The sequence below is a fragment of the Pseudoalteromonas sp. MMG033 genome (genome assembly GCF_057197785.1).
Genome location: NZ_CM170070.1, coordinates 2,808,251 through 2,834,037, shown reverse-complemented (window position 1 = coordinate 2,834,037; position 25,787 = coordinate 2,808,251). Strand labels below are relative to the sequence as shown.

The 25,787-nt window shown below is 41.0% G+C and carries 21 protein-coding genes; 6 read left to right on the top strand and 15 right to left on the bottom strand.

The genetic code is table 11. The features are described 5' to 3' along the window. Positions 1–42 precede the first annotated feature (42 nt). From AC2CZC_RS12425 to AC2CZC_RS12410, 4 genes are all read right to left on the bottom strand, one after another. Positions 43–648 carry a cytochrome b gene (locus tag AC2CZC_RS12425; RefSeq protein WP_484582013.1) on the bottom strand — a complete coding sequence of 202 codons (606 nt, stop codon included), beginning with the start codon at positions 646–648 and terminating at the stop codon, positions 43–45. A 197-nt stretch (positions 649–845) separates the two neighbouring features. Next, a complete protein-coding gene (locus tag AC2CZC_RS12420) occupies positions 846–2,261 on the bottom strand; it encodes an FAD-dependent oxidoreductase (RefSeq protein WP_484582012.1) in 1,416 nt (471 codons plus the stop codon). A 10-nt stretch (positions 2,262–2,271) separates the two neighbouring features. Next, positions 2,272–6,729 carry a glutamate synthase large subunit gene (gene gltB, locus AC2CZC_RS12415; protein WP_484582011.1) on the bottom strand — a complete coding sequence of 1,486 codons (4,458 nt, stop codon included), beginning with the start codon at positions 6,727–6,729 and terminating at the stop codon, positions 2,272–2,274. A gap of 436 nt (positions 6,730–7,165) precedes the next feature. After that, the gene (locus AC2CZC_RS12410) at positions 7,166–7,504 is read right to left on the bottom strand and encodes a Grx4 family monothiol glutaredoxin (protein ID WP_023402222.1); all 339 of its coding nucleotides are present in this window, start codon (positions 7,502–7,504) and stop codon (positions 7,166–7,168) included. 235 nt (positions 7,505–7,739) lie between these two features. Here AC2CZC_RS12410 and AC2CZC_RS12405 point away from each other — a divergent pair, with 235 nt between their 5' ends. The 4 genes from AC2CZC_RS12405 (at position 7,740) to AC2CZC_RS12390 (ending at position 13,272) form a co-directional block, all read left to right on the top strand. Further along, complete coding sequence (locus tag AC2CZC_RS12405; RefSeq protein WP_063361989.1) at positions 7,740–8,321, top strand: Fe-Mn family superoxide dismutase; 582 nt, start codon at positions 7,740–7,742, stop codon at positions 8,319–8,321. A 192-nt stretch (positions 8,322–8,513) separates the two neighbouring features. Beyond that, on the top strand, positions 8,514–10,436 hold the full coding sequence (locus AC2CZC_RS12400; protein ID WP_063361990.1) for a PrkA family serine protein kinase: 1,923 nt from the start codon (positions 8,514–8,516) through the stop codon (positions 10,434–10,436). A 22-nt stretch (positions 10,437–10,458) separates the two neighbouring features. Beyond that, entirely contained in the window at positions 10,459–11,745 is a 1,287-nt protein-coding gene (locus tag AC2CZC_RS12395; protein WP_484582010.1) for a YeaH/YhbH family protein, read from the top strand. 18 nt (positions 11,746–11,763) lie between these two features. Next, the gene (locus AC2CZC_RS12390) at positions 11,764–13,272 is read left to right on the top strand and encodes a SpoVR family protein (protein WP_484582009.1); all 1,509 of its coding nucleotides are present in this window, start codon (positions 11,764–11,766) and stop codon (positions 13,270–13,272) included. 342 nt (positions 13,273–13,614) lie between these two features. Here AC2CZC_RS12390 and AC2CZC_RS12385 read toward each other — a convergent pair whose 3' ends face one another. Both AC2CZC_RS12385 and AC2CZC_RS12380 read right to left on the bottom strand, forming a co-directional pair. Further along, positions 13,615–14,586, bottom strand: coding sequence for a sensor domain-containing diguanylate cyclase (locus tag AC2CZC_RS12385; RefSeq protein WP_484582008.1), 972 nt, complete (start codon positions 14,584–14,586; stop codon positions 13,615–13,617). 4 nt (positions 14,587–14,590) lie between these two features. Further along, the gene (locus AC2CZC_RS12380) at positions 14,591–15,595 is read right to left on the bottom strand and encodes a response regulator (protein WP_484582007.1); all 1,005 of its coding nucleotides are present in this window, start codon (positions 15,593–15,595) and stop codon (positions 14,591–14,593) included. A gap of 188 nt (positions 15,596–15,783) precedes the next feature. On the opposite strand from AC2CZC_RS12380, the gene tpx reads away from it, so the two are divergent. After that, positions 15,784–16,371: a thiol peroxidase gene (gene tpx / locus AC2CZC_RS12375; protein WP_484582006.1), complete on the top strand. Its 588-nt coding sequence runs from the start codon at positions 15,784–15,786 to the stop codon at positions 16,369–16,371. A gap of 138 nt (positions 16,372–16,509) precedes the next feature. Here the strand turns inward: tpx and htpG are convergent, their stop codons facing one another. Continuing rightward, on the bottom strand, positions 16,510–18,426 hold the full coding sequence (htpG, locus tag AC2CZC_RS12370) for a molecular chaperone HtpG (RefSeq protein WP_484582005.1): 1,917 nt from the start codon (positions 18,424–18,426) through the stop codon (positions 16,510–16,512). 216 nt (positions 18,427–18,642) lie between these two features. Then, on the bottom strand, positions 18,643–18,945 hold the full coding sequence (locus tag AC2CZC_RS12365; protein ID WP_063361997.1) for a helix-turn-helix domain-containing protein: 303 nt from the start codon (positions 18,943–18,945) through the stop codon (positions 18,643–18,645). A 189-nt stretch (positions 18,946–19,134) separates the two neighbouring features. On the opposite strand from AC2CZC_RS12365, the gene AC2CZC_RS12360 reads away from it, so the two are divergent. Continuing rightward, entirely contained in the window at positions 19,135–19,587 is a 453-nt protein-coding gene (locus AC2CZC_RS12360; RefSeq protein ID WP_484582004.1) for a helix-turn-helix domain-containing protein, read from the top strand. A gap of 38 nt (positions 19,588–19,625) precedes the next feature. Here AC2CZC_RS12360 and AC2CZC_RS12355 read toward each other — a convergent pair whose 3' ends face one another. The 7 genes from AC2CZC_RS12355 to dnaX all read right to left on the bottom strand — a co-directional run bounded on the left by AC2CZC_RS12355 (position 19,626) and on the right by dnaX (position 25,783). Further along, positions 19,626–19,970, bottom strand: coding sequence for a hypothetical protein (locus AC2CZC_RS12355; RefSeq protein WP_484582003.1), 345 nt, complete (start codon positions 19,968–19,970; stop codon positions 19,626–19,628). Between the two features lies 1 nt (position 19,971). Beyond that, a complete protein-coding gene (locus tag AC2CZC_RS12350; protein ID WP_484582002.1) occupies positions 19,972–20,523 on the bottom strand; it encodes a hypothetical protein in 552 nt (183 codons plus the stop codon). Between the two features lie 133 nt (positions 20,524–20,656). Further along, the gene (locus AC2CZC_RS12345; RefSeq protein WP_484582001.1) at positions 20,657–21,031 is read right to left on the bottom strand and encodes a hypothetical protein; all 375 of its coding nucleotides are present in this window, start codon (positions 21,029–21,031) and stop codon (positions 20,657–20,659) included. 284 nt (positions 21,032–21,315) lie between these two features. Beyond that, positions 21,316–21,915: a recombination mediator RecR gene (recR, locus tag AC2CZC_RS12340; RefSeq protein ID WP_484582000.1), complete on the bottom strand. Its 600-nt coding sequence runs from the start codon at positions 21,913–21,915 to the stop codon at positions 21,316–21,318. Positions 21,916–22,045: 130 nt separating this feature from the next. Further along, positions 22,046–22,645 (bottom strand): rhomboid family intramembrane serine protease, encoded by a 600-nt coding sequence (locus AC2CZC_RS12335; protein ID WP_484581999.1) that lies wholly within the window; start codon positions 22,643–22,645, stop codon positions 22,046–22,048. 124 nt (positions 22,646–22,769) lie between these two features. Next, the gene (locus AC2CZC_RS12330) at positions 22,770–23,096 is read right to left on the bottom strand and encodes a YbaB/EbfC family nucleoid-associated protein (protein ID WP_039607771.1); all 327 of its coding nucleotides are present in this window, start codon (positions 23,094–23,096) and stop codon (positions 22,770–22,772) included. A 59-nt stretch (positions 23,097–23,155) separates the two neighbouring features. Then, positions 23,156–25,783, bottom strand: a complete 2,628-nt coding sequence (dnaX, locus tag AC2CZC_RS12325) for a DNA polymerase III subunit gamma/tau (protein ID WP_484581998.1) — start codon at positions 25,781–25,783, stop codon at positions 23,156–23,158. Positions 25,784–25,787 lie beyond the last annotated feature (4 nt).

The window sequence follows — 25,787 nt, the reverse complement described above, 5'->3', positions numbered from 1 at the left end:
ACAAGCAAAGAGGTATCCAGATTGATACCTCTCATGAAATAATTAGGGAGCGCTTGAGGTCATTTTTTTAAGGGTGCGATCTTTTTTCACAAAATGGTGGAACAATGCAGCACCGGCATGCCCGACAATCAATATCCACATAAGCCATGCACCTAATATTTCTTTATGAATAAAATCAATCGGCTTTTCAAACTCTTTGAAAGTCAGTCCCCAACTTTCAACTACAAGGTATTGAAACAGCGCTGTATCGGAAAACTTTGGTATATCGAATAAAAAGAAAAACTCAGTATGCACCCCCGTTCCAATATACCCCGTGATCGGCGCGATAATCATGACCGCATAGAGGGCGTAATGGCCTAAATGCGCAGCTAAATGCTCCAAGTTAGTACCCGGTTCAGGCTTTGGTGATTTATTCATTGCTCGCCACACCAATCTCAATACCACAATAGCCATTATCGATACACCAAACGATAAATGTAATTGCAATGCCGTCCAGTTTTCAGGTGTTTTGGTCTCTGTAAACCACTGGCGATAATATACGCTCACGTATGCTGCTAAAAATAACATAGCCATGAGCCAATGGATCCATTTGGCAATACTGCCATAGTCTGTATCGCTATTTTTAAACGCCATAGGTACCTCAATCATTTTGCTACTTAAGTTTAATCTTAAAGCCTATGATAATGCTAAAAACCTCCCTTGTATTGCGGTTAATTATGGACAAAGTATCCAAAAAAATAGAACGTAAGGGCAGTGCTCAGCTGTTAGCAGCTCTAAAACAAAAAAGCCCCATCATTAAAATGACGAGGCTTTAAGCAAAGTACTAAGTTATCTTAAGTTTTTGGTCATACTTCAAGGTAATCTAAAATACCTTCAGCGGCGTTTCTGCCTTCAAAAATTGCCGTTACAACCAGATCAGAGCCTCTTACTGCATCACCACCAGCGAAAATCTTGGGGTTACTCGTTTGATGTGTAAAGGCCCCCTGCTCTGGCGCTACAATCCCGCCCCAGTGATTAATTTCGACATCATACTGAGCGAGCCAATCTAGGTTGTGTGGTTTGAAACCAAACGCAAGGATGACAGCATCTGCATCTATGATATGCTCTGAACCTACAACTTCCTGCGCTCGTCGACGGCCATTACTGTCAGCCTCACCAAGCTCTGTTTTGACCATCTGCACACCTGTCACATTGCCCTGCTCATTTAATACTATGCCCTTAGGCTGCACGTTGAATTGAAAATTAACCCCTTCCTCTTTTGCGTTTTTAACTTCACGCTTAGAGCCCGGCATATTTTCTTCATCACGACGATAGGCACATACCACTGATTTGGCTTTTTGACGCACAGAAGTTCTCACGCAGTCCATAGCAGTATCACCACCACCCAAAACCACTACACGCTTGTCCGCCATACTAATATAGGCTTGCTGAGACTCATCATAACCCATCACACGATTTGTATTACCAATTAAAAATGGCAAGGCATCATATACCTGTTTAGCATCCTCATTCTCCAGGCCTCCGCGCATATATTGATAAGTACCTACACCGACAAATACAGCGTCATACTGGGCAATTAACTCGTCCATTGTCACATCTTTGCCAACTTCCGTATTTAACTTAAACTCCACACCCATTTCAGTGAAGATCTCACGACGCTTTTCCATTACCGTTTTTTCCAGCTTAAAAGATGGAATACCAAATGTAAGCAAACCGCCAATCTCTGGATTTCTATCGTAGACAACCGCTTTAACGCCATTTCTAACTAAAATATCAGCACAACCAAGCCCTGCTGGTCCCGCACCAATAATGGCAACCTTTTTGTCTGTCCAAGTAACATACGAAAGATCAGGTTTCCAACCTTGGGCAAAAGCGGTATCGGTAATGTACTTTTCTATATTACCAATGGTCACGGCACCAAACTCTTCATTCAAAGTACAAGACCCTTCACAAAGTCTATCTTGTGGGCATACTCGTCCGCATACCTCGGGTAAACTATTTGTACGATGAGATAGCTCTGCGGCTTCAAAAATCCGTCCGGTGCGGATCAGCTTCAACCACTGAGGAATATAGTTGTGAACTGGACACTTCCATTCACAATATGGATTTCCGCAATCTAAGCAGCGGTCAGCTTGTGAATCCACTTGCTGCCCTGAAAAGGGCTCATAAATCTCAACAAAAGAGCTCTTGCGTGTTGATATCGGTTTTTTTCTTGGGTCAACGCGCTGAACATCGATAAATTGGTAAACGTTTTCGCTCATAACTCCTCCTTTACTGCGCCTGTACTCTAAGTTCCGCACTACTGCGCGCTCGATGTCCAAGTAAGCTCTTTACATCACTTGACTTAGGTTTCACTAACTTAAACATAGGTACATATAATTCAAAGTTAGCAAGTACTTGCTCAGCTCTATCAGAGCCAGTGCATTCCAAATGCTCAGCAATCATGCCTCTTAAATGCTCTTGATGAGAAGGCAAGTTATCTAACGTTAACACCTCTACTAGTTCTGGATTAAAGCGTTTATCCATATCATTTTCTTCGTCCAAAACGTAGGCGAAGCCCCCTGTCATACCGGCACCAAAGTTCACGCCAATTTGACCAAGTACACACACTACGCCACCTGTCATATACTCGCAGCCGTTATCGCCTAAACCCTCAACGACAGCGTGTACACCAGAGTTACGTACACCGAAGCGCTCACCGACTTTTCCAGCAGCGAATAATTTTCCGCCTGTTGCACCGTATAAACAGGTATTTCCAGCAATCGTTGCTTGATGAGACTTGAAGCTAGAGCCAAGTGGTGGCCTGATCACTAACTTTCCACCTGCCATGCCTTTACCAACATAATCATTTGCATCACCAACAAGGGTTAACTCCAAACCACCAGCATTCCACACACCGAATGATTGACCAGCAGTACCGTGTAGCTCAATTGCCACTGGATCTGCTGCCATTCCCTGATTTCCATACAAGTTAGCAATATAGCCTGACAGCATCGCGCCTACTGATCGATCTGTATTCTTAATCCGGCTAACCAGCGATGTACCACTCTTGTCATCGATGGCTTGCTGTGCCTTATTGAGCAAAGATTCATTCAACTCACCTCGATAGTGCGAGGTATTTTCTGCACTACAGTACAAGGTTTGCTTACTTGGGTTATTCGGCTTGGCCAAAATTGGCGATAAATCCAGCTTTTGCTGCTTACTCGTCTTGCCTTCAAGTGCTTCCAGTAAATCAGTGCGACCAATTAAGTCCGTCAGTTTAGTCACACCTAAGGTAGCCATTAATTCTCGCGCTTCCTGTGCAATAAACTTGAAGTAATTCATCGCCATCTCTGGTAAGCCATGATAATGACGCTGACGCAACGTATCATCTTGTGTTGCGACACCTGTGGCACAATTATTTAAGTGACAGATACGTAAGTACTTACAACCAAGTGCGACCATAGGGCCAGTTCCAAAACCAAAACTCTCTGCACCTAAAATAGCCGCTTTGATGATGTCTAAGCCCGTTTTTAACCCCCCGTCAGTTTGCAAACGGATCCTGTGACGTAGACCGTTTTCAACCAGTGCTTGCTGCGTTTCTGCAAGGCCCAGCTCCCACGGACAACCCGCATATTTAACTGATGTTAGGGGGCTAGCACCCGTACCACCGTCATAGCCTGCGATGGTGATCAGATCAGCATACGCTTTAGCTACACCTGTTGCGATAGTGCCGACACCAGGTTCTGATACTAACTTCACCGAGATCATCGCCTTAGGATTGACCTGCTTCAAATCAAAAATAAGCTGTGCTAAATCTTCGATGGAATAAATATCATGATGAGGAGGAGGTGAAATCAAAGTAACACCCGGTACTGAGTACCTGAGTTTTGCTATATATGGCGTGACTTTTTCACCCGGTAATTGGCCACCCTCACCTGGTTTTGCACCCTGCGCGACTTTTATCTGGATCACATCAGCACTTTGCAAATAGTGGGGGGTAACGCCAAATCGACCTGAGGCAACTTGTTTGATGCGAGAGTTTTTCTCATTACCAAATCGCAGCTTATCCTCGCCACCTTCCCCTGAGTTTGAAAAACCACCTAAACGGTTCATCGCTATTGCCAGCGCTTCATGCGCTTCTGGAGAAAGTGCGCCAATACTCATCGCTGCAGAGTCAAACCGCTTATACAAAGCCTCTGCGGGCTCCACATCTTCAATTGAAACCGCGTTATGTGCTGGTTTTAATTTCAATAAATCTCTTAAATTAGTGACTGGACGATTATTAACAATATCTGCGTACTTTAAATAGTCTTCGTATTTACCCGACTTAACAGCTACTTGTAATGATTGCACGACGTCAGGATTGTAAGCATGATATTCGCCACCGTGGACGAATTTAAGTAATCCACCGTGACTTAATAGCTTACGTTTACTAAACGCCAATTGGTTTAATAGCTTGCTCTCAGCTTCAAAATCACTAAAGTCTGCGCCTTTTATACGGCTCACCACGCCTTTAAAGCAAAGATCGACAACATCATCAGCAAGACCCACTGCTTCAAACAACATAGAGCAACGATATGACGCAATGGTGCTAATGCCCATTTTCGACATGATCTTATACAGGCCTTTGTTTATGGCGTTGCGATAAGCAAGTGTCACATCTCGATATGATTTTTTAATCACACCTTTGTCACATAGAGAAACGAGCGTTTCGTAGGCCAAGTAAGGGTAAATTGCTGTCGCACCAAAACCGAGTAGTACAGCAAATTGATGCGGATCTCGCGCACTGCCCGTCTCCACAATAATATTAGAGTCACAGCGTAGGTTTTCATTCACTAAACGCTGTTGAATGGCACCTACCGCCATGGCCGCCGGTATTGGCAACTGGCCTCTAGTAATATCTCTGTCGCTCACCACAATCATCACACAGCCACTGACGGCTTTTTGCTGAGCCTCATCACACACTCGCACAATGGCATTTTGCAAGCCTTCGTCTGGTGCATAATTAAGATTTACTTTGCCAACTTGATAGTGAGCGTCATCTGCTTCAGTGAGTTGCTTGATATCTGAATACGTCAAGATGGGTGAATCAAACTGCAATCGCTTCGCGTGACCTGTGGTCTCATTAAATACGTTTTGCTCACGACCTATGCATGTTGCCAATGACATCACGTGATTTTCACGTAATGGATCTATTGGCGGGTTAGTTACTTGCGCGAATTTTTGTCTAAAATAGTCATAAATTGAGCGAGTCCCTTGCGAGAGCACAGCAAATGGCGTGTCATCTCCCATTGAACCAGTAGCCTCTTGGCCATTCGCGCCCATGACGCTTATCACCTGCTCAACTTCTTCATTACTATAACCAAATTGCTTTTGATAGGTCAGTAATGTTTCCTCAGAAAAGTCTCTTTGCCCTGCATCTTTCTCATCGAGCTCCTCAAATGGTGTTAAGCGCTGTACATTTTGTTCAAGCCAAGCTCTATATGGATGTCTTGCTTTAAGATCTTGATCAATTTCTGAAGATTGCCAAATTTTACCATGAAGCGTATCAACAACCAGCAGTTCACCAGGCCCTACTCGACCTTTTTCAACCACCTCATCAGCTTCATAGTCCCAGATCCCAATCTCTGAAGCGACTGTGATAAAACCATCTTGTGTAACCACATAGCGCGCAGGACGTAAACCATTTCTGTCAAGATTACATGCAGCGAAGCGGCCATCTGACATCACGATACCCGCAGGTCCATCCCAAGGCTCCATGTGCATTGAATTAAAATCATAAAATGCACGAAGGTCATCATCCATGGCGCGGTTTTTTTGCCAAGCAGGCGGCACTAACATACGCATAGCCCGAAAAATATCCATTCCACCCGCTAAAAATAGCTCTAAAATATTATCTAAGCTGGATGAATCAGAACCGGCTTCATTGACAAAGGGCGCAGCCAGTTGCAGATCTGGTAAAAGAGGCGATGAGAATTTATACGCGCGAGCACGTGCCCACTGCCGGTTCCCCATGATGGTGTTAATCTCACCATTGTGTGCCAAATAACGAAATGGTTGTGCTAGTGGCCACTTAGGCTGAGTATTTGTTGAAAATCGTTGGTGAAAAACACAAATGGCGCTGGTCATGCGTAGATCTGCCAAATCTAAATAGAAGTTTGGTAAATCCGCGGGCATCATCAGCCCTTTATACACAGTGACAAGGCCAGAAAGACTAGCAATGTAAAACTGTTCATCCGATGTGATGCGCTTTTCAATTCGCCTTCTTGCGACATACAAACGGCGTTCTAAGTCCTTTGGTCGCCAGCCTTCAGGCGCACTGACAAACACTTGTTCAAATTGTGGTAATTGTGACTTAGCAATGGGTCCCAACATATTAGGTTGAGTAGGCACCACTCGCCAGCCAACTATACTTAGCGTTTCTTTTTCTAATTCTTCATTAATAATACGTTTAGCAGACTGCGCCAATGCATCATCAGCGTTTAGGAAAACCATACCAACTGCATAGTTTTTGCCTAATCGCCATTCATTTTCCGCTGCTATAGCACGAAAAAAACTATCTGGCTTTTGCAACAGTAAACCGCAGCCATCACCTGTTTTACCATCTGCAGCTATCCCACCTCGATGCTGCATACGATCAAGACCCGTGATCGCTGTACGTATTAATTTATGGCTTGCTTGGCCTTGTGTATGTGCAATCAGACCAAACCCGCAGTTATCTTTTTCTAATGCCGAGTCGTATAACATAGACCCCTCCCCTTGCTACACCTGCCAGCTTGAATGACTTCGACGATTTACTGGCAGATATTCAAAATTAGCGCCGAAATCAAAGTGAGTCAACAAGATATCGAATAAATATTCACTATATTGAATATTTTTCAACGAATCTATAACGTAACCAAAATTTAATATAATGCACTAAACAGGCTTTTTTAGTTCCTTAAAAAGAATTGACACCGGTATCAAATGTTAAACTTTTGATTTAAAGAAAGGAGAAAAGGGCAGTTTACGTAAACGTAAAGAAATACACCAATGAATAAATATTCACTAAAGCAATATTTGACATTTCTTCAACGTATAGGGAGGTAAACACGGGTTGAATGAGTTTAGAGATTGGAAAGTAAATACTACGGACACAAAAAAGCCCGAAATAAATTCGGGCTTTTCAGTATATAGCGGCTGATTACTCTGCGGCTTCTTCTTTATACTTAGCAGCTGTCTCAGTGATCAGTGGTTGAAGTTCGCCTTTTTGGAACATTTCAATGATGATGTCACAGCCACCGATTAACTCGCCTTCTACCCAAAGCTGTGGGAATGTTGGCCAGTTTGCGTAATGTGGTAACTCTGCACGGATATCTGGGTTTAAAAGGATATCTACATACGCAAATTGCTCTCCACATGCCATCAACGCCTGTGAAGCTTGAGAAGAAAAACCACAGTTAGGTAACTTAGGAGATCCCTTCATATATAGAAGAATTGGGTTTTCTGCAATTTGCTGTTTGATCTTATCAATGGTTTCCATATATACCTCAAATGACGATATTAGCTGTTCGCATGCAACATTTTGCTCAAAATTAACGCATACGAAAAATTCACACTACAAGTCTTGGCCTCGGGCATTGCTGTTTACCAAAACTTGAGTAAAATACTCAGGAATTATAGTATCACTATATAGCACTAAAACGTACTTAAAAGTGCCCTAGCAATGGCATCTTTTTTAACTGTTTAGAGTATCCAACATAAAAATGGAGATTAAAATGGCTTTTGAACTACCGTCACTTCCTTATGCTATCGATGCATTAGAGCCACATATTTCTAAAGAAACTTTAGAATTCCACCATGGCAAACACCACAACACATACGTTGTTAAACTGAATGGCCTAGTAGAAGGTACTGACTTTGCAAACAAAACTCTAGAAGAAGTTATTGTTAGCTCTGAAGGCGGCGTTTTTAATAATGCAGCACAAATCTGGAACCACACTTTCTACTGGCACAGCCTTGCACCAAATGGTGGTGGTGAAGCTAAAGGTAAAGTAGCAGAACTGATTGACGCAAAATGGGGCTCATTTGCGGCATTCCAAGACGCTTTCAACGACAAAGCAGTAAATAACTTCGGCTCAAGCTGGACTTGGTTAGTTCAACTAGCTGACGGTTCTTTGGACATCATTAATACATCAAATGCCGAAACTCCGTTGACACAAGATGGTGTAACACCACTTATTACTGTTGACCTTTGGGAGCATGCTTACTATATCGATTACCGCAATGTTCGCCCTGAGTACTTGAAAGGTTTCTGGTCGCTTGTAAACTGGGATTTTGCTAACCAAAATCTAGCTTAATTACAACAGTATAACTGTACCAATTTAAGCAATAAACAAGGCGCGTAAGCGCCTTTTTTGCCCCTCATCAAAAACCTCTATCACATTAAATTCTCATATTTTTTAAGCAAATATCCAAGAACCTGACTAAGCTTTAAGTACGCCTAGCATTTTAGCCCACGCATTTTATTTAACAGGTTATTGGAGTTTGATATGACAATATTTGAGCATTACCAATCCCGATACGAAGCAGCAAAAGAAGAAGAATTCACAATTGCTGAATTTCTTGAAATCTGTAAAGAGGATAAGGCTGCTTACGCCAGTGCGCCTGAACGGTTGCTCATGGCGATCGGTGAGCCAGAAATGATCGACACATCAACAGATGCAAGACTTAGTCGACTATTTTCAAACCGTGTAATAGCACGTTATCCTGCTTTTAACGAATTTTATGGCATGGAGGATGCCATTGAACAAATCGTTTCATACCTAAAACACGCCGCTCAAGGTTTAGAAGAGTGCAAACAAGTGTTGTATTTGCTCGGCCCCGTAGGCGGTGGTAAATCATCTATCGCTGAAAAGCTAAAGTATCTAATGCAACAGGTGCCTGTTTACGCAATTAAAGACTCACCTGTTAACGATCACCCCTTGAGTTTGTTCAACCCTCAAGAGGATGGTGAGTTACTAGAAAAAGAATACGGCATTTCGAAACGTTATCTTAAAACGGTTATGTCTCCCTGGGCTACCAAGCGGTTACACGAATACAACGGAGACATCAGTAAGTTCAAAGTTGTCAAACGCTACCCTTCAATTCTTGACCAAGTTGCGATTGCCAAAACAGAGCCAGGTGATGAAAATAATCAGGATATTTCTGCACTGGTAGGTAAAGTGGACATCCGTAAACTTGAACATTTTGCCCAAAATGATCCAGATGCTTATGCCTATTCTGGGGCGCTATGTTTAGCAAACCAAGGCCTAATGGAATTTGTTGAGATGTTCAAAGCACCTATTAAAGTGCTGCACCCACTATTAACTGCAACACAAGAAGGTAACTACAACGGTACTGAGGGCATATCCGCATTACCATTTAATGGCATCATTCTCGCGCACTCTAACGAATCTGAGTGGCAGACCTTTAAAAACAACAAAAACAATGAAGCATTTTTGGACAGGGTATTTATCGTAAAAGTACCTTATTGCCTGAGAGTGTCTGAAGAAGTTAAGATTTATAAAAAGCTGCTTGAAAACAGTGAACTTAAAGAGGCTCAGTGCGCCCCAGGCACGTTAGAAACACTGGCTAAGTTTTCATCTTTATCACGCATTAAAGAGCCAGAAAACTCTAGTATTTACTCCAAAATGCGCGTGTACGATGGTGAGAGCTTAAAAGATACCGATCCGAAAGCCAAGTCTTATCAAGAATATCGTGACTATGCAGGTGTTGATGAAGGTATGAATGGCCTCTCTACACGCTTTGCATTTAAGATTTTATCTCGCGTGTTTAACTTTGATCATGCCGAAGTCGCTGCCAACCCAGTGCATTTATTCTATGTACTAGAGCAGCAGATTGAACGAGAACAATTTAGCGCAGAAGTACAAGAGCGATATTTGAGCCACCTGAAAGGCTACTTAATTCCACAATACGTTGAGTTTATTGGGAAAGAATTGCAAACCGCATACCTTGAGTCTTATTCAGAATATGGCCAAAATATTTTTGACCGCTATGTCACATATGCAGACTTTTGGATCCAAGACCAAGAATATCGTGACCCTGATACTGGTCAACTTTTCGATAGAGCAGCTCTTAACGCAGAACTTGAGAAAATTGAAAAACCAGCAGGCATTTCAAACCCGAAAGACTTCCGAAATGAAATCGTCAATTTTGTCCTAAGAGCACGAGCACACCATAATGGCGATAACCCTGTGTGGACGAGCTACGAAAAACTTAGAACAGTCATTGAGAAGAAAATGTTCTCAAACACCGAAGACTTGCTGCCTGTTATTTCCTTCAACGCCAAAACATCGGCAGAAGATCAGAAAAAGCATGAGGACTTTGTTAACCGGATGATGGAGAAAGGATACACCCAGAAGCAAGTACGTTTGCTTTCTGAATGGTATTTAAGAGTTCGGAAGTCACAGTAATCTAACGATTGGAGGGTGGTCAATGGCACATTTCATCGATCGAAGATTGAACGGTAAAAATAAAAGTACGCCAAATAGGCAACGCTTCATTAGACGCTATAAAAAGCAAATTAAAGAAGCAGTGTCAGATGCTATTAATAAACGCAGTGTGACGGATATTAGTAGCGGCGAGAGTATATCGATACCGCAACGTGATATTAGTGAACCTGTGTTCCATCAAGGTAAAGGTGGAAACCGTGAGCATATACACCCTGGTAACGATCAGTTTAGTACTGGCGACAAAATACAGCGCCCTCCCTCTGGCCAAGGAGGAGGTGCTGGAGAGGGCAATGCCAGTGATCAAGGTGAAGGCCAAGATGATTTTGTCTTTTCAATTTCTAAAGATGAATATCTTGATCTGTTGTTTGAAGATTTGGAGTTACCCAACTTACAAAAGAGTCAACTTGATAAACTGGTACAAATGAAAACGCACCGAGCTGGGTTTTGCAACGATGGCATGCCCAGTAATCTGGATATTGTTCGCTCGTTAAAAGGCTCTATCGCAAGACGAATAGCGATGACAGCCAGTAAGCGTAACAAGCTAAAGAAGCTCGAAAAAGAGCTTGAAGCATTATTGGCTGAGCCGGTGCCACCACAGCACAAAATAGAGACGCTTGAAGCAGAGATAGAGACCTTGAGAAGGCGCATTGCTGCTGTGCCTTTCATTGATAATTACGATCTCAGATTTAGAAACTATGAAAAACGTCCACATCCTACCAGCAAAGCTGTTATGTTTTGTTTGATGGATGTATCAGGCTCAATGGACCAAGCAACTAAAGACATGGCAAAGCGTTTTTATATTTTGCTTTATCAGTTCTTGACTCGAACCTATAAAGACATTGAGGTTGTGTATATTCGTCACCATACACAAGCAAAAGAAGTGGACGAGCAAGAGTTCTTTTACTCTCAGGAAACAGGCGGCACCATAGTATCCAGCGCATTAAAATTAATGGATGAAATCGTCGCTGAGAGGTATTCCCAAGGTGATTGGAACATTTATGCAGCACAAGCATCTGATGGGGACAATTGGGCAGATGACTCTCCTCACTGTACTGATATTCTTGCAAATAAGCTCCTTAAAGTAGTGCGTTATTACGCCTACATCGAGATAACAACAAGAGCACATCAGAGCCTTTGGAGAGAGTATCAAGGGTTATCTGCAGCCTACAACAATTTTGCTATGCAGCACATACGCTCCGTGGAAGATATCTACCCTATCTTTAGAGAGCTCTTTAAAAAGAACCGCCAAAAACAGCAAGGTGCAGCATAAACAGGAGGGGAAGCGCTAATGACCTATAACCCTTTGAATGATGGTCCAGATTGGACTTTTGAAAGGTTAGAAGTGTATCAAGCCGAGATTGCTCGTGTTGCCGAGCATTATCGACTTGATACCTACCCTAATCAAATCGAGGTAATCACCGCTGAGCAAATGATGGATGCTTACTCCAGTGTAGGAATGCCAATCGGTTACGCACATTGGTCTTATGGCAAAAAGTTCATTCAAACTGAGCAAAATTACAAGCGTGGTCAAATGGGGCTTGCGTATGAAATTGTCATTAATTCTGATCCCTGTATTGCATACTTGATGGAAGAAAACACCATGCCAATGCAGGCATTGGTGATGGCGCATGCTTGCTATGGCCACAACTCTTTTTTCAAAGGCAACTATCTATTTAAAACTTGGACTGATGCCTCTTCAATAATTGACTATTTAGTATTTGCCAAAAACTACGTCGCAGAGTGTGAGCAAAAGTATGGCATTGAGGAAGTCGAAAATTTACTAGATTCATGTCACGCATTAATGAATTATGGTGTTGATAGGTACAAACGCCCACAGCAGATTTCTTTGTTTGAAGAGCAAAAGCGGCAAAAAGAGCGTGAAGATTATCTGCAATCCCAGGTTAATGAGCTATGGAAAACAATTCCAAAAAGCAAGCAAGAGGATACCGAAGATTTACCTCAGTTCCCCTCTGAGCCTCAAGAAAATATACTGTACTTCATAGAGAAAAATGCACCTTTACTTGAATCTTGGCAGCGAGAGATCATTAGGATCGTAAGAAAGATCTCACAATACTTTTACCCACAAAGACAAACGCAAGTCATGAATGAAGGCTGGGCTACTTTTTGGCATTACACCATTCTTAACCATTTATATGACGAGGGTAAGTTAAGTGATGCGTTTATGCTGGAGTTTTTGCAAAGCCACACCAATGTCGTCTATCAACCGCCCTACAATAGTAAGTTTTATTCGGGTATAAACCCTTATGCACTTGGCTTCAATATGATGGTTGATATCAGACGCATTTGCGAAAATCCAACTGCAGAAGACAAAGAGTGGTTTCCTGAATTCGCAGGTAAAGACTGGCTAGATACACTTCATTTCGCGATGGAAAACTTTAAAGACGAAAGTTTCGTTAGCCAGTTTTTATCGCCGAAAATCATTCGTGACTTCAAGTTATTTACGATATTGGACAAAGAGTCATCTCCTCACTTAGAGGTGAAGGCAATCCATGATGAGGCTGGTTATCAGAAAGTAAGGAATAGTCTATCTGCGCATTATAACCTCAGTAATAACGAGCCGAATATTCAAGTGTACAAAGTAGATGTTCGCGGCGATAGATCTTTAACTTTAAGATATGTCCCTCAAGATAAAATCCCGCTAGCAGAATCGAAAATAGAAGTGCTCAAGCATCTATATAGACTCTGGGGCTTTGAGGTTAGGCTCGAACAAGTAGAGGATGATGGCAGTATTAATACGCTTGGCCAATGCCCACCAGCAAGCACTGACAGCGATTAAATCAAAACGGGCTTACGATACAGATTATTCAATACAACTGTATTGTAAGTCCACTTACAACAAGCTTATAAAGTACTTCTCTAAAAATTACCCATATGATGCCATTCATATAGTCGTGTACAGCCCCCCCAAAAAGCAGCGCTAAACTTAAAACTTTTAAAGATGTTAGATGAGGGTCGCCTGAGAGGATAGCTTGCTTGTAAGCAAAAAATAAAGTAAGGACAGAGTGAGTATCATACCTATGAATATAGGAAGTTTATCGACCGTCGTAGCTCTTTGGAATAAAAACTACGACGCAAGCTCGTTAAATATTAACTGAGTTATTACGCTTAAAATATTTAACTACTGTGACATGCTAGGGTCATACACTGTGACTTTATTTCTACCAGTCTCCTTTGACTGATACAATGCAGTATCCGTTGCTTCAATCCATTGCTCATGCTTTTCAAATGCCTCATCATAGCAAGCAATACCCAAGCTCACAGTCAACTTAATTTCTTTACTATCATAATAAATGACAGAGTTTTCTATCATGCTACGAAGTCGCTCTGCAAAAATCAATGCGCCATCAGCATCAGTATCTACAAGTGTCACCGCAAATTCCTCGCCGCCATACCTACCAGCAACATCGGTTTCACGTAATGTCTTTTTCAACAAGTCGGAAATATGGCGTATCGCCTCATCACCGCCACTGTGACCGTATGCATCGTTAATTTTTTTAAAAAAGTCGATATCAAACATAAGCAGACAGCTTGTGCCGTGATTACGCTTTAAACGCTTGAATTCAGTTCTTGAGCATTCTTCCCAATATCCTCGATTGGATAACTTCGTCAGAGCATCTGTACGGCTCATCTCTTCTAATGTCTTATTTGCTTTTTCTAACTCAAGCTTATTCATCGCTTCGTCAGTAACATCGTACAGAATCACGCAAATATGCCCCACTTCCCCTGTCAAAGTAGTAAGAGGGATAAATGTCGCATTTTGATACATATACTCGGCTTTGCCTGTTATTGGCCGATAATTTTTAAACTTGAAGATATAAGGTTGCTGCTCCCAAATAGTAAATGAGCGGTTTTTCAGCACAAATACAGGCTCGGCTTTTCCACGAAACCAAGACTCATCAATACTGGGAAATAAATCAAAGACGTCTTTGTCTTTCACCGCACTGGGTAATAGACCAGAGTGGTTTTCCATAAAGCCGTTCCAAACACACACTCGATAGTCTCTGTCTAAAACAACTAACCCAACATCTACCGTGTTAAACATATCCATTAACCAATGGATTTCATTCATATCAAAATCAGATGCAGGCATAATTCTAATCTTCTAATAAGTATGCGACTTTGTATCTCAACGTCTTCAGAGAGTCTTCTGTGAACAACAACATCAAATCGCAGTTAATATTATGGTGTTCAATTCCGTAGCTAATTTCTATTGCCAATGTCCTCTGCCACCTTGATTTGTTGGCTTTTACCAACTCAGATACTTCACAATGTTGACCAAGAACGACTGGGTGCCCTTGGCTAAAAGGCATGTCTAATTGCTTAGATAATCCCGTAAGAATGGCACCGATCAAGATATTACTAATATCCATGAGTAATTCCAGCTCAACTTTCTGGTTTAACTCCCCGTTATATTTCATCAAAGATGCAATTTCTTTGAAACTAGAGTCATTTAACAGCAGCAGTGCCTCTCCTGAAACTCCTCCGCCAATAAACCCTTGGCAAACGCCGGATGTAGAAGCATTGGCATCTATGGCTTGCAATGCCATGTGCAGTTCATTGACCTCAAGAACGTTTACATTAGGTATTGGCAGTTCAACAAACACATTAAGTAATCTTGCAAGTAAATCACCAGCCTGCCCCATCGCGACATTCGCTATTTCTTGGTAAATGTCACGCAACTCAGGCTCAACTTGCTCGCCTAGTTTATGCACTAAACTTTCTCGGATCGCCTTATCTTTAATGCCATGCTGTGTGATTATTTCTTCCAACTTTTTAGCATCGCAAGGCTTTCTAATAAAGTCTATGGCACCGAGTTCCATGACTCGCTGATGAGCGTTAGGTTGAATATCTCCGGATACCACAACAGTAAGTACATTTAAGTCTTGCTCTTGAATTGCTTGCAGTACTTCATAACCATCCATATGTGGCATATTGAGGTCTAAAAATAGTATTTCAGGTGAGATCTGTTTAATTTTTTCAATACAATCCAATCCATGTTCTGCAAATTCTACTTTGATGTCCCAATCGTCAGGTAAAGAACGCGCGAGCTGCCTTCTTGCAAGTTTGGAATCATCACAGATTAGGACGGGTGTAGACATAAAAGCTCTCTATATATTGGGTGCACTACCCAAAATTCTAATTATAGTTATCAAACAGCAGTGTTCAGACTAAATATGTTAATCAATGCATGATTAATTTACAATCCAAATTACTACCAAAGCTTGGTTATATAAAATCAGTATAATACACTGTCGTGAATTGCGAAAAATTTAAAAAGGAATACGTTATGCGTAAAGTCCCCTTTATTACTACAACCATATTCGCACTGAGCTGCTTTTCTGCCAGTGCATCCCTTAATGAGAACCAACTTGATAAGGGCAAAGTCACTGCTGGCGGCAAACCTGTAACCCTGCTTGGTTCTGGTGTAGAAATTGGTGATCAAGCGCCTAATTTTAAAGTCGTCAATGCTGACTTTACGCCAGTTGCGCTTTCTCAATTTGAAGGACAAGCCGTTTTAATCAGTGTAGTACCAAGCTTAGATACTGGCATTTGCAGTCTACAAACTAAGTACTTTAATGAAAAAGTTGCAAGTGACTATCCGAATATTGCAATGCTCACAATAAGTACTGATTTGCCTTTTGCTCAAAAACGCTTTTGTAAGCAAGAAGGTGTAGATAAAGTCCAAACGCTTTCTGATGCCGTATGGCGCAACTTCGGTGAGCAATATGGTTTGTTGATTAAAGATATGGGCTTATTAAGTAGAGCCGTATTTATCCTAGATAAAAATCACAAAGTAAAATATAAGCAACTGATAAGTAATCTCGCTTCTGAACCAAATTACCAAGAAGTGATAGACACATTGAAAGCACTCTAGTTCAAGCATTTTTAATACCAAATAAAAGAGCCAGCAAATGCTGGCTCTTTTATTTGGTTCTGTTAGGGCTAACTAACCCTGTAATTTAAAAGCACGCTTTAAAAATTAAGTCGTGCTTTAAACAATCATCTCTGTCTACTACTTGCTAAGATCTAGCATTAATTTGTTCAAGCGCGTGACAAACCCTACTGGATCTTTCAAGCTACCACGCTCTGCAAGCAATGCTTGGTCAAGAAGTACTTCAGACCACTGTGCAAATTTATCTTCATCTTGCTCATCATTCAAATGCTTAACCAATTGGTGTTCAGGGTTAAGTTCGAAGATAGGCTTGCTCTCTGGAGCTGATTGGCCGATTGATTCCATCAACTTCTGCATTTGAGAACTCATGTCATGGTCATCGACAACTACACACGCTGGAGAGTCTGTTAGACGATGTGTAAATCGAACTTCTTTTACCTTATCCCCTAGTGACTCAGTGATACGTTCAACCAGACCCGCAACTTCTTTTTCGCTCTCCTCTTGCGCTTTTTTAGACTCTTCATCTTCTAGGTTACCTAAATCTAAATCACCGCGAGTGATAGACTGGAATTGCTTACCGTCAAACTCTGTTAGGTGTCCCATCATCCACTCATCAACACGGTCTGACATAAGTAGAACTTCAATGCCTTTCTTACGGAAAATCTCAAGATGTGGAGAGCTTTTAGCTGTAGCAAAACTGTCTGCAACTACATAATAAATCTTATCTTGACCTTCTTGCATACGTTCAATGTACTGCGCTAAAGATACGTTTTGAGTGCTCTCATCCGTATGTGTTGAACTAAAGCGAAGTAATTTTGCGATAGCTTCTTTGTTTGCTGCATCTTCAGCAGGACCTTCTTTGATAACCTGACCAAACTCATTCCAGAAGGTCTGATATTCATCAGCTTTGTTTTTACCCATTCTATCTAGCATTTTAAGCACACGAGATGTACAGCCTTTGCGGATAGTTTGGGTTATTTTATTATCTTGAAGAATTTCACGAGATACATTAAGCGGTAAATCGTTAGAATCAAGTAGACCTTTCACAAATCTTAAGTAGCTTGGCATAAACTGCTCAGCATCATCCATAATAAAGACACGCTGAACATACAATTTTAGACCTGTTTGACGATCTCTATTCCAAAGATCAAAAGGGGCTTTTTTAGGGATGTAAAGTAAGCTTGTGTACTCAGTCTTACCTTCTACTTTATTGTGAGCCCAAGTTAAAGGCTCTTCCCAGTCATGGCCAACGTGCTTATAAAACTCTTTATATTCTTCTTCAGATACTTCTGACTTGTCACGCGTCCAAAGTGCTGTCGCTTTGTTGATCGCTTCCCACTCACCTGGTTGTGCTTCAATCTTTTCACCGTCAGGACCTTCTGACTCAGGTACCGGCGCTTTAAACATTTCAACAGGAATAGAAATATGATCAGAATACTTAGTAATAATTGAACGCAAGCGGAACTCATCTAAAAACTCGCTTTCGTCTTCACGAAGGTGTAAAACAATTTCAGTGCCACGTTCTGCTTTTTCAATTTCGACTAAGCTATACTCACCTTCGCCTTTAGATTGCCACTCAATCGCAGACTGTTCTCCTGCTTTGCGAGTACGGACAGTAACCTCATCGGCAACAATAAACGCAGAGTAAAAGCCAACACCAAATTGACCAATTAACTGAGAATCTTTAGCTTGATCACCCGTTAAGTTTTGGAAAAATTCAGCAGTACCTGACTTAGCAATTGTACCTAAAGAGTTGATCACTTCATCACGCGTCATACCGATGCCATTATCGGAGATGGTAACTGTATTTGCATCTTTATCAGCACTAACTCTTACTTTAAGCTCAGCATCCCCTTCATACAAATCACCATTTTGCAGGGCAAGATAACGCAACTTATCTGCTGCATCTGAGGCATTAGATACTAACTCACGTAAGAATATCTCTTTATTCGAGTATAAAGAGTGGATCATAAGGTTTAATAGTTTACCTACATCTGTTCCAAACTGGTGATTTTCTTTATTTTTAATATCAGACATCGACTATATCCTAATCTATTTAGTACTCAGGTCTAAACCTGCTAATCGTAATATGAAAAGATATATTGTGCTGAGGCGTTATATTTCAAGGGGGGAATGGAGATTTTTTTCAGATCTCATTTTTCTTTGTAAAGTACTGAGATGAGCGCCCGTTTTTGGTACTGCACTTACTGACAGACAAGTACAGTACACAACTACATATTGAGTCAGGGGAGTTTAAGCGCTTCTCTTGTCTTCAAATGTATTACTCTGAACATCACATTGGTCGAGTAACATTAAGAAGTTAGGCTTGCCAAACAGCATCATAACATCTAAAAGCTGCGAGGCTGACAGCTCAGTTTTACCAGACTCCCAATTAGAAATGGTTGCCTGATCGACAGGTGTTACTAAACTTTTGCCCAATTGTGCTTGAGTTAAGTTCATATCTTGACGCATTCTGCGTATCGTCATCTGGATGTAGCGCTTTGCATCTTGTGTCTGAGCTCTGCGAGAGCGTTCATTTCTAGAGATTATACTCATAACATATCCGTATTATTACATCACCGTACTGACAAATTACTTAACAAATGCTGATTTATTACAAGCTTAATGAAAGCACGTATGTCAGAAAAAATGATTAAAATTAACCCCGACCCAATTAGACAACTTGTTACATTTGATGTAGGCTATCTGGGTCAACTGAGTAAATAATTGATCGGATTGGGTTATATGTCAACATCTTTTGCAACAAGATTGAAACAACTAAGGGTTTCCTTAGAGGAATCTCAAATCAGTTTTTCTGAAATTTTGGATATACCTACAGCCTCTTATCGCAAGTATGAGAAAGGGGAAAGAGAGCCAACACTGTCCGTAATTGAAAAGTTTTTTTCACATCCATTAACAGAAGATCATGCTTACTGGTTAATTACGGGTGAACAACGACCCAATGCGACCACTTCCACCCAGAGCATGAACGCGGATAATGTAACCCAATCGTACAACAAAGACTTTGAAGACGAATTTATCAAAACAGCCAAAGAAAGCTTATTGTTCATTTGCCATTTAGGTTGGTTCAAAAGAGGAAAAGAAGTTAACTTTGAAAGTTGTGGAAAGATTTTACTTAGAGACCTAGAGCCATTCTTAAATAAGCAAATCAATGGTCAGAATAAAAAAATTAGTTAAGTGACCTCAAAGTGGTGGTGTCGCTGCTGATGTGATGTTTACTTTATCACTTTTAGCTGAGCTTTTTTTGGGCTGTGCTCTGTTGACTTTAATTGATAATCCTTAGACTCATCTCTAAAGCCTTCAACACGTTTTAGTGCCACTTGAACGGCATCGTGTTTCGTCATATCGTTGTCTATTTCTAATGCCTTACCTAGGTCCATAACAATCTCATACGCCTCGTCATAAAGCTCATCCGGTACTCCCTCGTCTAAATTAGGCTTAATAAAGAGCGCTCTTATTTTTTCTTCAAATCGATTTAAGTTGTGGCCATTAATAATGGCCGCAAGAATAAAACAAATTACAAGGCAGTGTATCAGCAGAATAACAATCAACAGTGGCATACTAGTAATCCTTTGCGTACTTTCTTTGCATAAAGCAGTTAAACGGATATTTTGCGACCAATAGGCTTTGTGCTGTGCTAAGCACTAATATAGACAGCATGTAGTAAGGAGAAAACCATTCGATATCTAAATAGCCATAAAGAACCAATTGCACCGTTTTTATAAGCATTGCTGCAAACGACAAATAGCAGGCATATCTGGCATCCTGAGAAAATGTGCATTCTCTTATCGCATGCAAAAGGGTTAGTGCGATAATAAATGATGCATTTCCACAGGCAGCAATAAAGTAAAAAATTTGCCTTTTGACCAGTTTATCTATTTGTAAACTAGGCAAAAGCTCTAGCAACTGCTGGAATAGAATAAAACTGGCAACAGTTACAAATGCGGTGAGGAAACATGAGTGCAGTTCATGGTCAGACTTAATTTTTAAGCTAGTATTACCTGCGAAAACAAGCTGCACCCAACGTTCTTTAAAAAGGTATAAGAAACAAAATACGACAATACAGCCAAACCCGATTGAGAACCAAGCCGCTAAATTTATTAATTCATCCATAAAGGCAAACTTTACTAGTGTTTATGACTACATTGATGTACTTAGCCTGTACCAAAATAAACATAAGCGATTTTAATCTCATGAAAAACTTCATTTATGAAATAAAGCTTCATTCAAAAACTACAAAAAAATATTATTTAACGACCCATAGATTGGCTTTCTTTTCACTAGGTAATTCTTCCATTACATCATCGAGTGAATTATTTTTCTTCATAGCATAGTTTTTTTGGTCTCTAAACGCTTCTACACGCTTAAACACACTCTTTACACCATTATACTTAACCATATCATTGTCACATTCCAATACAACGGCAAGATCATCAACTATTTCATATGCTTGATGGTAGTCCTTTTCAGAAATCTCTTGATCTGCAAAATCTTTATTATCTAGAGTTACATTTTTTATTTTTCTTTCAATAAAATTTAAGTTGTATCCTTTCACTATCACAGAAATACATATAGCGATAACAATAATATAAAGCAATATAGCGGCGATGAGCATTATCACAATGAAAACCTTATATATTTAAATAAGATAGAAAATTAGACGTGTCCTCTTTGGCCACTTGTTTAATAACGCCATGTCGATCAAAACCAAACATATATCGTAAAATAACAAGCTATTAGCCGTCTAATGATGCAAAAACTATCAGCTCCTCGATGATAAATTTCTCTATACCTAATTGCAACTTTTAATTTTACAACTTTTAAACAAACCTAATCAAAAGGCGATATTTAATACGATACGGTGCAAAAGAGCATCTATATTTAGGAAAAACAAAATAGTATAAGTTACAGAATCTTGCGACCAGAAAATGCATGCATCAATGTCATACCATCAACTAAATCAAGCTCTCCACCAACTGGCATACCGTGCGCAATTCGAGAAGCTTTCACATTTGAGTTATTACACAACTCTGCAATGTAGTGTGCTGTGGCCTCGCCTTCAACAGTTGGGTTTGTAGCCAGAATAACCTCTTCTATATTCCCCTTTTGCAAAGTCTGTTGCAATTTATCAAGACCAATCTCTTGCGGACCAATACCGTCAAGAGGTGATAAATGCCCCATTAATACAAAATACAAACCCGTATACTGACCTGTTTGCTCGATAGCTAATACATCAGTCGGAGACTCAACTATACACAGTAAACCGGTATCTTGACGTTTGACACTATCACAGATATCACAAATAGGTGTTTCAGAAAAAGTGCGGCAAGACTGACAATGACCAATATCTTGCATCGCTTGTGTAAGACAATTACCTAACTGAGAACCACCCTCTCTGTCTCTTTCTAATAAATGAAACGCTATTCGTTGAGCTGATTTTGGACCGATCCCCGGCAAACATCTCAGTGCTTCAACTAAAGCTGCTAATTTAGGTGATAATTGCATATATCCTCAAGTTAGGTGTTAAACACCAGTTACTTTTATCTTTAAAGCGCGATAATAAGACATCACGCGCTTGATTGAAAGGTATCACAGTACAGTCACTATCAAGCGTTCAAAAATCATCATTGAGTGTTTATTCTTTACTCGAACGCTTTGTCTGGTGAGTGCTTTTTTGTTTTTTAAACCTCAAAAAATAAGCTGTGACCACACCACTGGCAAAACCAAATAAATGACTCTCACTGCTAATATTTTCCGAGAAGTCAAATAATGTAGCAAGCAAGTTTATATTTGCGTAATAGGTAGCCGCGGCTAATAAAATTAAGCTGATTACACTCAGCAAATTTCTTTTGAAAACAGCAAAACCAATCATAAAACCATAGTAGCCCATTACAACGCCTGAAGCGCCAATATGATTACCACCACCCGCAAACAACCAAACAAGTATGCCCGTTAGAGAAATGATCGCTACACTGGCTATCTTAAAACCGGGTAAACAACTAGCTAAGTAGCCACAAATAATTAAGCCAACTAAGTTTCCACCTAAGTGAGACCAAGAGTCATGTACAAAAGGTGCTGTCGCAATACCTGAAATATGATATTGACTAAGAGGAATAATACCCAGTCTTTCAACAGGCACTCCAAACGAACTGACCAACATCACGACAATCATTGTCAAAGATGCATAAAGTACATATTTAAAATTTCTTGGAAAAAGAATATTTGAGATGCGCATTCCAATTTATCTTACTGCCTGATGTCATTGGAATAATATAGCGGCTTGAAGAAGAAGTCTTCATAATTTGCAACTGACAAATAAAAGCCGCTAAAGATTTAGTTAGAAGTTAGTTAGCTTCTAATTAGAAAGGCATTTTGAAGCCTGGTGGCATTTGCATTCCGCCAGTTACATCAGACATACGCTTTTGTGTCTCTTCACCTACACGGCGAACAGCATCGTTTACTGCAGCGGCTAGTAAGTCTTCGATCATGTCTTTGTCGTCTTCCATTAGGCTTTCATCAATTTCTACACGACGAACGTTGTGGCTACCAAGCATAGTTACTTTCACAAGACCAGCACCTGCTTCACCAGTTACTTCTAAGCTTTTGATTTCTTCTTGGGCTTTTTCCATGCGCTCTTGCATTTGCTGAGCTTGCTTCATGATATTGCCCATTCCACCTTTAAACATAGTGTACTCTCTTACTTCAATAATTTAATTGGCTCAAAGATAAAGTCTATTGCTGTCAATTACAATGCCTTTACCGATTTTTCATTTACTACCGCGTCAAACTCAACCACCATAGTCTGAATTATGGGATCTGAGTTTACTGCGTCAACGGCTTCTAAATACCGTTTTTGATCAATATCTTGTTGAATTAAAAATGGCGTTAATTGCACCTGTTCAACAAACTCCATTTGCAACTCCACCGGCTCGTTCAAAGCAAGTGTAAATGATTGCTGCAATTTATCCCTTAACATAGGTGAGTCTAAATGTTGTTGGCTCTGTTCAGCCTTCAAAACACATGTATTACCCTGCTTTTCAAACATGGCATGCAAAGCAAACTGCCTAACACGGCCACTCAATCCCATTTTTTCTATCAAGTTTGCCCAGTCATCTTTCTCATAAGCAAATTTCAAGCTACTAATTGGACTGGTAAAATTCTCGGGGATCGGCATTTCAATCACGTGCTCTGGCTCATCTGTTTTGGCCGGTGCAGGAGATAACTGCTCGAGTAATTCTGGTGCTAATTTACTCTCGTCTTTTTTAAAGCGCTCTGTGATTTCAGGCTTTTTAGCACGAGGTACTGGTACACGATGGGTCGACGCCGTATGTGTATTAGGTCGTTCTGTGCTCTGAGGCTGCGCCGTCGTAGAAGAAGGCTGTGCCTGAGTTTGTGCAGGCATATTCGGATTATTCACAGCAGTTCTGTGAGCGTTAAAACTACTTTGATTAGCCTCAGGCTTTTTTGGCTCTTCAGTGCCGCCCAGTAGCTTGCCTGCGCCAGATATTTGTCTGTTTTGTAAGATCTTGGCTATCGCTGATTGCGCTTGGCCTTGCTTTTGCGAATAAAGCTGACTAGCCGACGGTGCAATCTCAGCATTGCCTGGCGATGACATCTCGCCAGAATTTGAAAAGCCTTCTGATGAACCCGATTCACTAAAGCCCTGCGCAGTCGCTTGAGCCATTATATCATTATACTGTTGATCAAACTCTGATGGGCCTGAGTCTGCCTGCGAAGAATCACTCTCAGGTAAAGAGGGGTTAGCAGGCTCAGGTTGTTGAGGCGCATGTTGCTCAGGTGCCATCTGCGGTGTCTGCATAGATGGTTGCAGAGGCGAATGTTGCTCAGGTACCACTTGCGGTGTCTGCATAGGTGGTTGCTGAGGCGCATGTTGCTCAGGTGCCATCTGCGGTGTCTGCATAGGTGGTTGCTGAGGCGCATGTTGCTCAGGTGCCATCTGCGGTGTCTGCATAGATGGTTGCAGAGGCGAATGTTGCTCAGGTACCACTTGTGGTGGTTGCTGAGGCGCATGTTGCTCAGGTGGCATCTGCGGTGTCTGCATAGATGGTTGCTGAGGCGCATGTTGCTCAGAAATCGCGGCTGGCGACTGCTGAAGCATACCTTGCGCAGCTGCATTTGACGCATTAGCTAAATTCGATTCAGGTGCGTTTTGAACTGTTTTTTTTTGGTTTTTATTCAGTATATCGCGCAGTGCACCAGCCTTAGACTTTTTAACCTCTCCATGATTTGAAGCAGTTGAAACTGGCGCTATGCTCGCTTGTGAAAAATCAGTACCTTCAAAAGCAAGCAATCTCAACATCACCATTTCAAAGCCAAGTTTTGCATCTGGAGCCCAGCTCAGGTCTTTTTTACCACTTAAAAGTAGTTGATATAACAACTGTGCGGTTTGAGGGGATAATTGTTCTGCAAGCGTTTTAATTTGCTGTTGGTCAAATTGACCTATATGTGCAGCTTGTGGCACTAACTGAGTCAATTGAATAACGTGTAATAGCGAGATTAAATCATCGATTACACTGACAAAGTTTCCGTTTTTGAGTGCGATATTTTCAACTTCTGCCATCATGGCATTGCCATCTTGACATAGCACTGCGCTCATCAATAGCATCGCATGGCTACTGTCCATCAACCCAAGCATCTGTTGTACAGCTGTGACGGTCAAATTACCATTAGTCTGCGCAATAGCTTGATCAGTTAAACTCAACGCATCACGCATACTACCATCGGCAGCTTTTGCCAAAATATTGAGCGCATCATCTTCAAATTGAAAACTTTCTTGCGGCAGTATCTTAGCCAGCTGTTCTACAATTTGGCCTTTTGCCATTGCATTAAGGTTAAACTGTAAGCAGCGCGATAAAATTGTAATCGGGAGCTTTTGAGGATCGGTCGTCGCTAGTAAAAACTTGACGTGCTCTGGCGGCTCTTCCAATGTTTTAAGCAAAGCATTAAAACTATGCTTAGACAGCATGTGTACTTCATCAATAAGGTACACTTTATAGCGTCCACGAGTGGGGGCATATTGGACATTATCTAAGATCTCTCTTGTGTCCTCAACTTTTGTCCTTGAAGCAGCATCAATCTCAATCAAATCAATAAACTTACCTGATTCGATTTCTATACATGTGCTACATTGACCACAAGGTGTCGATGATATGCCCTCTTCGCAATTTAGACTTTTCGCGAAGATCCTAGCAATAGTCGTTTTACCCACACCTCGGGTACCTGTAAACAAATAAGCGTGGTGTAACCTTTGCTCATTTAAGGCGTTTATTAATGCCTGTTTTACATGTTCCTGCCCCATCATTTCATGGAATGACTGGGGTCGCCACTTTCTTGCTAAGACCTGATAGCTCATTGAT